At 36.0% G+C, this 14798-nt stretch carries 12 protein-coding genes and 2 pseudogenes; 4 read left to right on the top strand and 10 right to left on the bottom strand.

Annotation, left to right across the window (positions count from 1 at the left end; all coding sequences use genetic code 11):
- Positions 1-141 precede the first annotated feature (141 nt).
- The 3 genes from ACU1LP_RS00175 to ACU1LP_RS00165 all read left to right on the top strand — a co-directional run bounded on the left by ACU1LP_RS00175 (position 142) and on the right by ACU1LP_RS00165 (position 5037).
- Positions 142-492 carry a 4Fe-4S dicluster domain-containing protein gene (locus ACU1LP_RS00175; RefSeq protein WP_445734100.1) on the top strand — a complete coding sequence of 117 codons (351 nt, stop codon included), beginning with the start codon at positions 142-144 and terminating at the stop codon, positions 490-492.
- Between the two features lie 524 nt (positions 493-1016).
- Positions 1017-4547 (top strand): pyruvate:ferredoxin (flavodoxin) oxidoreductase, encoded by a 3531-nt coding sequence (gene nifJ / locus ACU1LP_RS00170; RefSeq protein WP_445735233.1) that lies wholly within the window; start codon positions 1017-1019, stop codon positions 4545-4547.
- A 112-nt stretch (positions 4548-4659) separates the two neighbouring features.
- Positions 4660-5037, top strand: a complete 378-nt coding sequence (locus ACU1LP_RS00165) for a HEPN domain-containing protein (protein ID WP_445735232.1) — start codon at positions 4660-4662, stop codon at positions 5035-5037.
- A 21-nt stretch (positions 5038-5058) separates the two neighbouring features.
- Here ACU1LP_RS00165 and ACU1LP_RS00160 read toward each other — a convergent pair whose 3' ends face one another.
- From ACU1LP_RS00160 to tnpA, 4 genes and pseudogenes are all read right to left on the bottom strand, one after another.
- On the bottom strand, positions 5059-5277 hold the full coding sequence (locus ACU1LP_RS00160) for a NifU family protein (protein ID WP_445735322.1): 219 nt from the start codon (positions 5275-5277) through the stop codon (positions 5059-5061).
- A 74-nt stretch (positions 5278-5351) separates the two neighbouring features.
- Complete coding sequence (locus ACU1LP_RS00155) at positions 5352-7331, bottom strand: FAD-binding protein (RefSeq protein ID WP_445735231.1); 1980 nt, start codon at positions 7329-7331, stop codon at positions 5352-5354.
- Between the two features lie 20 nt (positions 7332-7351).
- On the bottom strand, positions 7352-9004 hold the full coding sequence (locus ACU1LP_RS00150; RefSeq protein ID WP_445734062.1) for a 4Fe-4S dicluster domain-containing protein: 1653 nt from the start codon (positions 9002-9004) through the stop codon (positions 7352-7354).
- 225 nt (positions 9005-9229) lie between these two features.
- Positions 9230-9519: pseudogene (tnpA, locus tag ACU1LP_RS00145) on the bottom strand (IS200/IS605 family transposase); the annotation flags it as partial.
- A 432-nt stretch (positions 9520-9951) separates the two neighbouring features.
- On the opposite strand from tnpA, the pseudogene ACU1LP_RS00140 reads away from it, so the two are divergent.
- Positions 9952-10077 (top strand): annotated as a pseudogene (locus tag ACU1LP_RS00140) (IS200/IS605 family transposase); the annotation flags it as partial.
- Between the two features lie 154 nt (positions 10078-10231).
- Here the strand turns inward: ACU1LP_RS00140 and ACU1LP_RS00135 are convergent.
- The 6 genes from ACU1LP_RS00135 to trmB form a co-directional block, all read right to left on the bottom strand.
- Positions 10232-10558, bottom strand: a complete 327-nt coding sequence (locus ACU1LP_RS00135; protein WP_445734061.1) for a cupin domain-containing protein — start codon at positions 10556-10558, stop codon at positions 10232-10234.
- 393 nt (positions 10559-10951) lie between these two features.
- Positions 10952-11200, bottom strand: a complete 249-nt coding sequence (locus ACU1LP_RS00130) for a NifU family protein (protein ID WP_445734060.1) — start codon at positions 11198-11200, stop codon at positions 10952-10954.
- Between the two features lie 171 nt (positions 11201-11371).
- Entirely contained in the window at positions 11372-12511 is a 1140-nt protein-coding gene (locus tag ACU1LP_RS00125; protein ID WP_445734059.1) for a P-loop NTPase, read from the bottom strand.
- 548 nt (positions 12512-13059) lie between these two features.
- Positions 13060-13389 (bottom strand): MGMT family protein, encoded by a 330-nt coding sequence (locus tag ACU1LP_RS00120; protein ID WP_445734058.1) that lies wholly within the window; start codon positions 13387-13389, stop codon positions 13060-13062.
- Between the two features lie 3 nt (positions 13390-13392).
- Positions 13393-14022 carry a LysE family transporter gene (locus ACU1LP_RS00115; protein WP_445734057.1) on the bottom strand — a complete coding sequence of 210 codons (630 nt, stop codon included), beginning with the start codon at positions 14020-14022 and terminating at the stop codon, positions 13393-13395.
- 2 nt (positions 14023-14024) lie between these two features.
- Complete coding sequence (gene trmB / locus ACU1LP_RS00110) at positions 14025-14699, bottom strand: tRNA (guanosine(46)-N7)-methyltransferase TrmB (RefSeq protein ID WP_445734056.1); 675 nt, start codon at positions 14697-14699, stop codon at positions 14025-14027.
- Positions 14700-14798: the final 99 nt, after the last annotated feature.

Here is a 14798-nt window from a genome sequence, read left to right as displayed (position 1 = left end):
TTATCAAAAAACCGATAAATAGTGTACATAAATTTCAAAGATAATTTCACTTTTTAATTTGAAATATGATATTTGTCACATTAAAATTCTAAAATGAAATATATTTTTACAAATGTTTACTCATTTTAAACTATACAAATTATGGCAATTATAATAACAGACGAATGCATAAACTGTGATGCCTGCATATCAGAGTGTCCTAACAATGCAATTTACGAACCAGATCAGGCATGGGCCTATGCCGATGAAACAGCATTAAAAGGCATAGTAAAACTTCCTAGCGGTGGAGAAGTTGATGCTGATGCGGAAAACGACCCTATTTCAGATGAATTTTATTTTATTGTTCCTGAAAAATGCACAGAATGCAAGGGGTTTCATGACGAGCCACAATGTGCTTCTGTTTGTCCGGTTGATTGTTGCGTACCCGACACAAACCATGTCGAGACTGAAGATGCTTTACTTAACAAAAAGGCTTGGTTGCACGGCGAATAAACAGGAATATAATACCTGTCTTTTTTAAAATTTCTTTATAACGTTGTATTACTTTATAGCGCTATATTTTCATTGAACATTTTGATTGGTGGAACTGTTTCGACAAAAGTCTGATAGTTCCATTTTTTTTTTCAAAAAGAATGTGCCATCTTCCTTATACAAAGAACAATCAAATTCAGAGGTCATTCGAAAAAATAGGGTGTCAACAAATTTCCCTTTTTAGGAATTCGTCCGATAACAAATATGGTTCCCACTAACAACCCTGAATGTGGACGAAACCTACGGGATACTTTAAGACCTTGTTTTGACCCCGGATTCACCCTTCAAGACCTACCAGGTTTCCAGAACCTTGCAGGGTCAAGATTCCGGTTTTAGGGAAATTTGGCGTACACCCAAAAAATAAGTACAGGATCACAGCACTAAAAATTGATTAACTGACATAAGTCATAGAAATTGAGCTAAATAGTTTATAATTTCACATCTGCAACATATAAAAATGTGAGATTAATTAAAATATGTCTATTATGGAAAAAGAGTTTGAAAAACTAATCTGCGACGCCAACGAAGCGGTTGCAAGGATAGCCCATAAAACCAATGAGATTTGTGCTATTTACCCCATTACCCCTGCTTCTCCAATGGGCGAACACGTTGATGTTTACAGTTCGGAAGGACAAAAAAATATATGGAACAATATTCCAAGAATCGTTGAGATGCAAAGTGAAGGTGGTGCTGCTGGTGCAGTCCATGGTTCATTGCAAGCAGGCGCATTGACCACTACCTTTACCGCATCGCAAGGGTTGCTTTTAATGATCCCTAACATGTACAAAATAGCGGGCGAATTATTACCAACTGTTATCCATGTTGCGGCAAGAACCATAGCTACCCATGCACTTTCTATTTTTGGCGACCATTCCGATGTTATGGCAACAAGGCAAACAGGCTTTGCTATGCTATTTGGAAGTTCGGTTCAAGAAGCGCAAGATTTTGCTCTCATTTCCCAAGTGGCCACATTAAAATCAAGGGTGCCTTTCCTTAATATATTTGATGGTTTTAGAACATCCCATGAAATTTCAAAAATAGATGCCATTCCTGATAGTATTATTAAAGCAATGATGCCAGAGGGCCAAATTATGGAGCACAAAAAACGTTCTTTAGATCCTGACCATCCTGTTGTTAGAGGTACATCGCAAAACCCCGATGTGTTTTTCCAAGCACGTGAAGCTGCCAATTTATATTACGAAAGCGTGCCGGAAATAGTTAGAAAAACCATGGACGAATTTTACGCCCATACTGGGCGGCGCTATAACTTATTCGATTACATCGGGCATCCGGAAGCAGAACGTGTTATCATCATTATGGGTTCAGGCGAAGGCGCCGTTAAGGAAACGGTCAATGAAATGGTTAACAACGGCGAAAAAGTGGGTGCTTTATTAATTCGTTTGTTCAGGCCTTTTTCAATTGAGAGATTTGCAACAGCACTTCCTGAAACCGTTAAAAAAATAGCTGTTTTAGACAGGACCAAGGAACCTGGAAGTATTGGCGAGCCCTTATATTTGGATGTTATTACAGCACTGAATGAAAGTGGCAGAACCATGCCCCAAGTAGTTGGTGGACGTTATGGATTGTCTTCTAAAGAATTCAACCCCAGAATGGTAAAAGGTATTTATGACGAATTATTAAAAGCCAAACCTAAAAACCATTTTACCGTTGGAATTATCGACGATGTTACTTTTACCAATTTAGAGATTGATGAAGATTTTGCCATAAAACGCAATACCATTAACTGCATGTTTTATGGTTTAGGCGCTGACGGTACGGTGGGAGCCAACAAAAACTCGATTAAAATTATTGGAGAAACCACCGATAATTATGTGCAAGGTTACTTTGTTTACGACTCTAAAAAAGCGGGTGCCCGAACCATTTCGCATTTGCGTTTTGGCCCAGACCCCATCCATTCTACCTATTTAATTGATAAGGCCGATTTTATAGCATGCCATCAGTTTAATTTTATTGAAAAACACAATATGCTGTCCGACCTAAAACAAGGTGGCACATTTTTATTAAACTCCCCATTTCCAAAAGATGAAATCTGGAACGAATTACCAGGTAAAATTCAAAAGGAAATCATTAAAAAACAAGCTGAATTTTACATTGTCGATGCCAGTAAAGTAGCTCAAGATGCCCATTTGGGCAAACGCGCCAATACGGTGCTGCAAACCTGTTTTTTTGCAATTTCAGGGATTTTACCAAAAGAAGAGGCTATTCAAAAAATTAAAGACGCCATTATAAAATCGTATTCCCATAAAGGGGAAAAAATGGTGAAAATGAATTTTAATGCAGTGGATAAAGCTATTGAAAATCTGCAAAAAGTGGCGTATCCTAAAGCGTCAAGCAGCGCTAAGCCTTTATTGTCTGCGATGACCGATGCCCCTGACGGATTTGTTAAAGAAGTATTGGAAAGAATTTTGGCAGGTAATGGCGACGAACTTCCCGTAAGCGCATTCCCCATTGATGGCACGTTCCCAACTGGAACCACACAATACGAAAAACGTGGTATTGCCGATTTTATTCCTGTTTGGGACGATGAAAACCTATGTACGCAATGTAATAAATGTGTGGTTATTTGTCCGCATGCAGCCATCCGTTCTAAAGTTGTTTCAAACGGTATTTTAGCAGATGCTCCTGCATCGTTAAAAGCGGTTCCTGCAAAAGGACGGCCTTTTGATAGCGAAAAAGAATCGTATGTGTTGCAAGTGTCTCCGGAAGATTGTACCGGTTGCGATTTATGTGTAGCGGTTTGTCCTGCCGTTAGTAAAGAGGTTGAAGATTTCAAATCCATTAACATGAGGAAAAAACTGGATGTTAAAACAGAAGAAGCCATTAACTGGGATTATTTTGTTAACCTTCCTTACTACGATAGAAACGAATTGCAAATTACCAACATAAAAGGATCACAGTTTTTAGAACCATTATTTGAGTTCTCTAGTGCTTGTTCTGGCTGTGGCGAAACAACCTATATTAAATTGCTTACCCAATTGTATGGCGATAGCATTTTAATAGCGAATGCAACTGGGTGCTCATCCATTTATGGCGGAAATTTACCATCAACACCATACAAAGCCAATGCTTTTGGCAGAGGGCCGGCATGGGCAAACTCACTATTTGAAGATAATGCCGAATTTGGTTTGGGCATGCGATTGGCACTTACTAAAAAACAGGAAATAGCGGTTGATTTATTAAAATCGCTAGAATTATTGGTAGGCAGTGAAATTGTGGATTCTATTTTAAATAATACTGAAGAAACTGAAACCGAAAAAGCCAAAAAACACGCCGATATTTTAGAACTTAAAAAAACATTGGAAATTATTGATAACGAAGATGCCATTAAGTTAAATCATTTAACTGAATACTTACGCAAAAAAGCTGTTTGGATTCTTGGTGGCGATGGTTGGGCATACGATATTGGATATGGCGGTGTCGATCATGTTTTAGCCTCTGGAGAAGATATTAATATCATGATTTTAGATACCGAAGTATATTCCAATACCGGTGGCCAAACATCAAAAGCAACGCCATTAGGTGCCAGTGCCAAATTCTCGGTATCAGGCAAACGAACCAGTAAGAAAAGCTTAGCATTACAAGCAATTTCTTACCAAAACGTATATGTAGCACAAGTGGCCATTGGCGCCAAAGATTTACAAACGCTCAAAGCCATAGAAGAAGCGGCTGCGTATCCTGGACCTTCTGTAATTATTGCTTATTCGCCATGTATCGAACATGGTTATGAGTTGAAACATGGTGTAGAACAACAAGAAAAAGCCGTTGAATCCGGTTATTGGCCATTGTTTAGATTTAACCCTTCGTTACCAAAAGGCAAGAAATTTAGGCTCGATTCTAAAGCGCCATCAATTCCTCTAAAAGACTTTATGTATAATGAAACCCGTTTTACTAGAGTTGTTAAAGACGATGCAGAACTTGGAGCTAAGCTTCTTGAGCAAGCCCAAACCGAGGTTAATTCTAAATGGGAACGTTTAGAACTTTATAGAGATATGTAACCATGTTTGAATTGCACATGCGTTTTAAAAATAAATTCTCCATGCTATCATTTAAGGCATGGAGAGTTTATAATACTTGTAGTTAACCGAGTTCAATATAAATTTATTTATTATGGAAAACGACGCTAATAAATTTTTTTTAAATGCTGCCCAAAAATTAAATCAGGCCAATAAAGAACTTTTCAAGCCAGAAGAAGATATTGTTACCTTTTTAGTTTGCAAGAATTCCCAATTTGCCATTGAAAACTATTTAAGAGGCTTTCTTTTGAAAAATGATGTTGACCCCAGAGAATACAAAACGATAGATAGCCTTTACCGGCAATGCAAACTTATCAATAAAGAATTCGAAAAAGTGAATTTATCAGATTTTGATTGTAAATCTTCCCCAGATTTAGATTCAAAATATTGCAATAATGTTTCAAAAATCAACAATTGTTTTGATATTGCAGATAGCTTGGATACGTTTTTAAGACAGCAAAAAATCATTTAACTGTCTAACTTTTTTTAATTCTTAAGCTTGAATATTAAGTACGCGCTCTATTTGGGGCGCGTACTTTTTTATGGTCATTTCAACTCCAGACTTTAAGGTCATTTGATTTACACTGCACCCAACGCATGCACCCTGTAACTGAACCTTAACCAAGGTATCATTATCTTCAATAGACAATAAAGAGATATCGCCACCGTCACTTTGCAAAAAGGGACGAATTTCGTCCAGCGCTTTTCCAATGAAATTTCAAACGTTAGTAATTGTTTTGATGCTGCTGATAGATAATTTAGATACTTTTTTAAGACGAGAAAAAATCATTGGTTAAGGTTAGCGGTAATTGCCTTTGCTTTTTCTTTGGTTTCTGGTTCAATCCCGAAAGTAAACCCTGCCTTTACACGCTCAATTAATACAGGCAAAATATCTTGGTATTCTCCAACAATTCCAAAATCTACATAGTTAAAAACAAATGCTTTTGGATTGTGATTGATTGCAATTATCTTTTCAGACTCTTTCATACCAGCAATGTGTTGAATTGCCCCAGATACCCCAACGGCAATATACACTTTAGGGCGAACCGTTTTCCCTGTTTGTCCAATTTGTCTAGCATATTCTGCAATACCTTGGTCAACAACTACACGAGAACAAGCCCATTCTGCGTTAATTCCTTGGTTTTGTAGTTCTTCTGTTAATTTTTTAACTAGTGCTAATCCATCAACAGTGGTTCCACTGCCTCCATCAACAATAATATCTGCTTTAAATAGGTTTTGTAATCCGCCTTCACCTATAACAGTTTCAATGATCTCAACAGCAAAATCTAAATTTTCAAGTACAGGCTTAAAGCTGGAAATAATGCCTTGGCGGCCAACAACCTCTTTTGGAACTTTAAACGTACCTCCTCGTACGGTTGAAATTTGAGGACAATCAAATCCTAAAATTGTTGCCAGTTTACTTTCACCATAAGTTGGGCGTCGTGATTCAAGAATTGGCTTGTAAATTACCTTTTCCTTTTTATTTACATATTCTCCAATTTCTAATGCTGTGCAGTCTGCGGTGACTCCACTTTTTGATCTTGAGCCAATTCGAGGCGCCAATTCACGGCCGGACGTAGTTGCTGCAAACAATGCGATTTCAGGGTTTTTTAATTTAATGACTTGATCAAAAATAGAGGTAAAAGGAAGCACTAGATATTCTTCAAGTTTATCATTTTCAACAAAAATAACTTCATCTGAACCGTGTTCAATAAAAGTTTGAGCCAAATGCTGAACCTTTTTACCTATAACTAAAGTCGTCACTTTGGTATCGTTGCCCAATTGTTTTGCCAATTCCTTTGCCGGAGTTAACAACTCTAATGATGGTGTGGAAATTTTACCATTGGTGAGTTCTGCCCAAGTAAGAATTCCTTTGGCACCATTTCGAAAGTCTTTTTCCGGAAAATCTGGACGTTCTATATCTTTTTTTGAATCCAATTCTTGTTTCTCCAGTACATTCCCTCCTTTTTTAAAGTTAGAAATCATGTTATCTACCAATTCAGCTTCATTGTGTCCTTCGGACATTGTAACGGGTGGTCGTTCACTTACAATGCTAACTACTTTTGCTACTATGGTTGGCGAACCACTAATACCAATTTTTTCTGTTCCCAATCCAATATCGTCAATTCCAAAAGTGGTGATTTCTAAATGCCTTGCTTTTATTACGCCAATCAATGAAGGTTTGCGTGGTGGAATTCCGGTAGGTGTCATAGATATCACACAAGGAATTGGCAACTTCATCATTTGATAACCTCCTTCAATAATTCTTTTTGCAATGACATTCCCATTGCCATCGGCTTTTAGGCTTTCAACAAATGTGGCCTGCGGAACGCCGATGTTTTCAGCCACTTGCGAAGGAACATGAGCTGTGTCTCCATCACTGGTTTGCCTACCTGCTAAAACAATAAATGGGTCTTTTGAATTTTTATCAAACCCTAAATGCTTGAGCATTGTAGCAATAGCTAATCCGGTAGCAAAAGTATCACTCCCACCAAGTTTTCGGTCTGATAAAAGATAGGCATCGTCATAACCCATGGAAATTGCTTTTTGAAGGGCCTTATTAAAGGTTTTAGGTCCCATAGAGCAAACGATTAATCGGGCATCGGGATATTGCTTTTTGAGTTGCAAACCTGCTTCTAAACCAAACTGACAATCAATATTGATTATTGATTTTGCTTTTGTTCTGTCCATCAAACCATCGTCTCCCATTCTCATTTCACTTGGAATCGGTACTTGTTTTATTAAACTTATTATTGTTAGTGCCATAGCAGTTTATTCTTTAATTATTACATGTTTTCGTATTCAGGACCATTGCCTCCATTTGGGATTACCCATGTAATTCCATTTTCGGGCGACTTGATGTCACAGGTTTTACAGTGCACACAATTTTCTGCGTGTATTCTTAATTCCTGATGTCCTTCTTGGCTTAAGTGAATCTCGTAAACTTCTGCCGGACAAAAATATTGGCAAGGTGCTCCATATTGCTTGATGTTGACATCTTTGAATTTTTCCGGATTGTTAACATGTAAATGAACAAGCTGTTCTTCATCATGGTTTGCTCTTGAATAAAATACATCGGTAACCTTATCGAAAGTTAAAACTTTATCAAATTCCAATTTTCCTTTAAACCGTTCTTTAAAGGTTTTCTTTTTAAATTCATTAAGCTTTGATGTTGTTTCACTGTCGGCATGTGTTGTGAGTTTTCCAAATAAACCGGCACCACCTGTAATGAGCTGTGTTAAAAAATGTAAGCCCCCAACAATAAGTCCTTTGGAAAATCCCTGACGGAAGTTACGAACGGGATACATTTCCTTATGAATGAAACTGTTTTTAATTAAACTTTCATAGTGTTGTAGGCTTTTGGCCGATGTATCGTTTGAAGCCAAAGCAATACTCGCCGTTTCTGCGGCCAACATTCCGGACTTAATAGCTAAATGAATGCCTTTAAGTGCTGGCATTGTAACAAAGCCTGCGCTATCGCCAACTATCATGGCATTGTCAACATATAATTTTGGAATGGCATAATAACCTCCTTCTGGTAAAGTTTTTGCTCCAAACTCCAATAATTTACCACCTTTCAAAATTTTTGAAACAAACGAGCTGGTTTTCCATATTTGAAATGCCGCATGAACATTAAAAGTAGGATCTTTATAATCAAGCCCAACAACCAAACCCAGCGCAACTTTGTTATCCTTTAATCCATAAATAAACCCTCCTCCAAATTCCTTACTGTTTAAAGGATATCCCATAGTATGGAATACTTGACCAGCAGCTATATTACCTTCGGGAAGGGCCCAAATTTCTTTACAGCCCAATGAATAAATTTCCTTGTTTTTACCTTGATCCAGTTTAAATTTTTCAATAAGCATTTTTGTTAGACTGCCACGAGTCCCTTCTGCGAAGATGGTAATTTTAGCCTCAATGCGATTTCCTTCTTGAAAATTTTCCAATTGTTGTCCATTGTGGTCAATGCCTGTATCCTTTGTTTTGGCTCCAATAACTTTTCCGTTTTTATACAAAATTTCATCTAGTGCAAAACCCGTATAAATTTCTACGCCTTTTTCTTCAGCTTTTTCTGCTAAATATTTGCAAATTTGCCCCAAAGAGCCAATATAATTTCCCATGTTATTCATATACGGAACATGAATCGGTAATTTTATATGGCTGTTTTCCCTTAAAAAAACAGTACTGTCTTTGGTTACTTTTGCATTAAACGGAATTTCAGAAAAATCAATTTCAGGCAGTAGTTCTTTAAAAACTGCAGGTTTAATGACCGCTCCGGACAAAATATGGCTTCCAATAGAACTTCCTTTTTCTATTAATATGATCCTGTTGTTAAGGGCTTTGCTTTTTAATTTATTGGCTAAATGGATTGAAGTAGCCAATCCTGAAGGTCCACCTCCAATTATTAAGACATCTGTAGTTATTGTAGAAGACATACTCATCTTTTTCCTTTTAAAGTTAGGATGGGTTCTAATAAATTTCATGTAACTCTTGAAAGTATCCAGAACCCATATCTATATTGGTAATCCTATCTAAAGATAAATATAATTATTACAGTGTTTTAAACATTAACTAATAATTAAGGTTAATTTTGTAAAATACAATATTTGCTAATCTTCAAATGAACTACCTCGATGCAAGCATACGATGTATCTAAAAAATCAGAACAACGCTAATTGTTTTACCTTGTGCAAAATATCATAATTTTTTTCCATTCCTTGATTTCGAGCATATTTGGATATGGCACTTTCATCTCCGAATTTGCTAACTGTATTCACAAAGTATCCGCTTGACCAAAAAATTCCAGATGCTTTTCAAAAATTTCTCTTGCTGCTATGCTCTTAAGCATCTTTATAATCTGAGTTGGACTTTGCATTGGAACTGATTGAAGTAAAAAATGTACATGATTCTTATCTGTTCCAATCTCCAAAAAATGAATATCGAACTCATCTTAACTTTTTCTATTTCCTAAAAAATGGCTGAAATTCGCCCATATTTCGTCTATTTTCTTATGCGTAACGATGCTATGCCTTTCAAAAATAGACTCATCTGAACATCCCGATATATCGGGATTCGGTTAAAAACAAAAAGTCAAGATGAGTTCAATTAAAACAATAGTAAATAGTAATTTATGAACAATAAAAAATCAACAAATTTTTATTTGAGAATTATACACCGTTATTTCGGCTTTTTTCTGATAGGAATTGTTTTAACATTAGTTTTTCCTTAAAAAAATCTTAAATTCACAAAAACAAGCTGTTTGAAAAGTGAAATTTCCGTCAACCTGAAAAGTGCATAAATGTAAATATTTAATCTCTTAGGGTTTAATTCCCCGCAGCTTGCAGCGTAAATATTATATTTACTTATAGCAGAGAGTCAATACATGAACAAATCGCATACTGTTACAGTATTGCTTTATCATTTTGTCTGTCCTTCAAAATATAGAAAGGTGGTTTTTGATAAGGCAGTTGATACGACTTTGGTTAAAATTTGTTTGGAAATAGAAAAAGTCAAGATGGGTTCAATATATACTTTAATTCTATTCAGTGCTATTTCTTTTGACAGTCCAACTTTAATTTTTCAACAAAGTAATAACGCCTGATAATGGTCTTTAGAAAATTCCTGTAAAGATTGGTGCCTTTTAATCGCCATATATTAAATTTTCATTTTATCATAGTTAAAACCATTTTAAATTTTTCTACAGCTTTTAAAGCGTGCGGAACTTTTGCAGGCATTACTATTGTTTCATTAGCTTCTAAAATAGTTGAGACACCATTAATAGTAATTTCCGATTTTCCGTCAACTATATAAACCAAGGCATCAAAAGGTGTGGTATGCTCACTTAATCCTTCTCCTTTATCAAAAGCAAATAATGAAATATTTCCATTATCTTTTTTTAAAATATGTTTACTTACTACTGCTTTATCATTATAATCAATACTATTGTTAAAAGAGAATTTTATGCCCTTTTTAAACTCGTTACTTGCCATTTTATTTAAATTTTAGTTTTGTTAAATTTACATATTTATTTTTATATCACTAAATAATTTTGTTGTTCTAGCTAATTAAAAAATGATCTATTTGGAAGTCAACAGTATTGTAATGCCTTATTGTTTTGAAGATTATTTTAGAAATAAGACGTTTTGAACTTGCCAATAATTTAGATACTTTTTAAAGGCGAGAAAAAAAACAATATAAACAAAAAGATGAAAAAGAGGCTTTCTCAAAAGTATAGTTCTATGTCATATTGAGTACTTCGACTTCGCTCAGCACAGGCCTCTGTCAAAATATATCAACTTAGTGATAATCTGCAATTGGTTTCGACAAGTTCAACCTAACAACTTAAAAATAACGTCTTTTGACAGCCTCTTTTTTTTTCTTTATTACTCATTGAGCACATTTACGACACTTTCAATCTGAGGGGCATATTTTTTTATGGTCATTTCAACTCCGGACTTTAAGGTCATTTGATTCACGCTGCAACCTACACAAGCTCCTTTTAACTGAACCTTAACCAAGGTATCATTATCTTCAATAGATAATAATGAAATATCACCGCCATCACTTTGCAAAAACGGACGAATTTCGTCCAGCGCTTTTTCAATATTGACTCTTAACTCTTCTGTAGTCATTTATTTCTTTTTTTTTCAACTTAAGAAACTGTTTCAAAAATGCTAGTTAACGTCATTGCAAGGTACGAAGCAATCTGTAAAAATTAGTCAGATTACTTCTTCTCTTCTCCCGGTAGCTATCGGGACGTAATGACGATTTATTTTTAGCTTTTGACAAAGTTTCAAAATAGATTATTTCTTTTTAACAGCTCCGCATCCAGCCATGTCCGTAATTTTTATAGCTTCGGTTGGCGGTAAATTCTCATTACGATTTACTACTTCCTGCACCACATTTTGTGCTAATTTTTCAAAAGCCCGTTCTAAAGGTGTTGCTGTTTGTAACGCCACCGGACGTCCTACATCACCCGCTTCCCTTATACTTTGCACTAAAGGTATTTCTCCTAAAAAGGGCACTTTTAAATCCTCCGCTAAATTTTTAGCGCCTTCTTTACCAAAAATATAGTATTTAGAATCCGGTAATTCGGCAGGCGTAAAGTATGCCATATTTTCTATAATTCCTAATACTGGCACATCTATACTTTCTTGTTGAAACATGGCCACCCCCTTTCTGGCATCTGCCAAGGCTATATTTTGAGGTGTACTTACAACCACAGCCCCAGTAATGGGAAGCGATTGCATGATGCTTAGATGGATATCGCCCGTTCCTGGAGGCAAATCAATAAGCATAAAATCCAACTCGCCCCAATGTGCATCAAAAATCATTTGGTTTAAGGCTTTTGCTGCCATAGGCCCGCGCCAAACCACTGCTTGGTCCGGTTGTGTAAAAAACCCAATGGACAAAACTTTTACGCCATAATTCTCAACAGGTTTCATTTTGGATTTCCCATCCATATTAACCGCTAAAGGCCTTTCAGCTTCCACATCAAACATAATGGGGATGGAGGGCCCATATATATCAGCATCCAACACTCCTACTTTAAAACCCATTTTAGCTAAAGAAACTGCTAAATTTGCGGTTATGGTAGATTTGCCCACACCGCCTTTACCCGATGCTACTGCTATAATATTTTGGATGCCAGGAATTGAGTTCCCTTTAATCACGTTTGTTTCTGGTTTAGCAGGCGCATTAACTTTTACGTTCACTGTAATTTTGGCCTTTTCATAAACCTGCTCGTGTATGGTTTTTAAAATATCTACTTCGGTACGTTTTTTAGCCTGTAGACTCGGATTTTTAATCGTGATATCCACAATAACCTCGTCGCCAAAAGTTATCACATTGGTTACCGCGCCACTTTCAACCATGTTTTGCCCTTCGCCAGCAACCGTAATACTTTCCAAGGCTTTAAGTATGTCTTTTTTATTAAGTTTCATATTTTTTTTAGGATAATGGAAAACAGATAAAAGAATAAAGATAATGAAAGACTAAATCTTGCTTCTGCTTCCTGTAATATTTAATTATTAAGAATGATTCTAATATGCAAATATAGAGAGAATTGTTTAGATTTTAAAGGGCTTTTATCGAAATGATTTATGTGAACATGTTGTTTTTCCATGAATCATCAAGATTTGTAATTATTTGTAAATTTTTGATGGATTAGGAAATAATGGGGTAAAATTCCAAATTCCAATCAAAAGAAACGAGGGAGAGCTTAGGGGAATTAAACGTGAAAAAAATTAATTCAAAACTGTTCACGAAAGATTCTAAAAACTTGAAACATAAACTAAAGGGGGAAAGTTACATATGATATTTAGTTTTAGTTTTCAAAAGTTTAGTGTTTTTGTTTTTGTTAAAGAATTTACAATCTGCAATTTATTTACTGTTTTCCGTATTACAAATTGTAAAAAGTTTAAATGAGTTCGTTTTAAAAATTAAGAAATAAGGGAAGAAAATTACAAATGTGGTATTTGGTATTTGAAAATTACAGTTCCTTGGAAGGCTCCCAAAACACGGTTTCAAAATCTTGGATTTGATTGTCAACAACTTTGATCCCCTCGCTTTCTAAAAGTTGCTGCATTAAATTAGTGCCATCAAAATGATGCTTTCCGGTTAGCAATCCTTTTCTGTTTACCACACGATGTGCCGGCACCTCTTTACCCACCGAACCATTCATGGCATAACCCACCATGCGCGCACTTCTTGAAGCTCCCAAATAACTGGCTATGGCGCCATAACTTGTAACCCTACCATAAGGAATACATTTGGCAACTTGGTAAACCTTATCGAAAAAATTCAACGTTTCTGGTTGCATACATTACATTTCTTTGATGATATGGATCAGTGTGATAATCGAAATTATTCCGGTAATGCCCCCTATTAAATAATTCATGCTTTTTTGTGAGGAAATGGACTTGTCCTTAATTTTATCAAAAAAGAAAATATACACGTAAAGCATCACAAAGGTTCCCATAGCAGCTCCGGCAACATACGCTATGATACTAATCTGGCTAAAATCCAACCATCCAAAGGATGCCAGAGTAATGGTCATATAAGCTTGATACGGAATAGGAAATACATTAATGCCGGATAAAAAAACACCTTGAAAAAACCGACTGTGTTTACTCCTCATGCGAGGCTCCGCAACCTGGGGTGGTTGCTTTTTGGCAATGAGTAAAAAATAGACCGTTATAAGCACAAAAATAACAAATGCGACACGCTGAAAGATATCGACCACCTCTACATGATTGCTTAAATACCTTGCGAAAATAGCCGCCAAATAGGTTTGTGCTATAACAATAACGCAAACACCTATGGAGAACATAACCCCCCTAACATGACCTTCTTTCAAGCTTATTTTGGCCGCCGTCATGTTCAACAACCCCGGTGGGACAACACCTATTAAAGCCACAAATAATCCTAAAAAGAAGATAAAGGTTACATCCACAATTATTTAATTTTAAACCGAATATACGTAATTGGTTTGTTTTGTTCTAAATATTGCGATTCGTAAAAGGTTTGGATGCTCGTAACTTCCTGCGGGCTGCCTTCTTGCTTGTACACATTATGGTTTGCATAAAGCACTTCATGCCCTTCGCCATGCAATAACCCAAGGGTATAACCGTGCATAAATTCGCTATCGGTTTTTAAGTTTACAACGCCTTCCGGTTTTAGTATGGTTTTATAGCGTTTTAAAAACCCAGAGTTGGTCATACGATGTTTAGTTCGCTTGTATTTTATTTGAGGGTCTGGGAAAGTTATCCAGATTTCATCTACTTCGTTTTGGGCAAATGCATAATCTATAAGTTCAATTTGTGTGCGTAAAAATGCTACGTTAGTAATGTTTTCTTCTACCGCAGTTTTAGCACCTCGCCAAAAACGGGCACCTTTAATATCGATGCCTATAAAATTTTTATCGGGATATTTTTTTGCCAATGCTACGGAGTATTCGCCTTTTCCACAACCCAATTCCAACACCAAAGGGTTTTCGTTTTTAAATACAGATGTATTCCAGCTTCCCTTTAAAGCGCATTGATTATTAACCAGGTCGTCTCTTGTTGGCTGAAATACATTTGCAAAAGTTTCGTTTTCCTTAAATCTTCTTAATTTGTTTTTACTTCCCACGGGATATTGACTATTTTTTATTTTTATTATTTATTTGGTAAAATTAAGGAAATATACATAAGCCTTTATATTCTTATCTTTGAATTTGCTGACATTTGC

The organism is Mariniflexile sp. (assembly GCF_052728615.1).
The sequence above is the reverse complement of the archived record's forward strand: the minus strand, read 5'-3'. Positions and strand labels throughout refer to the sequence as shown.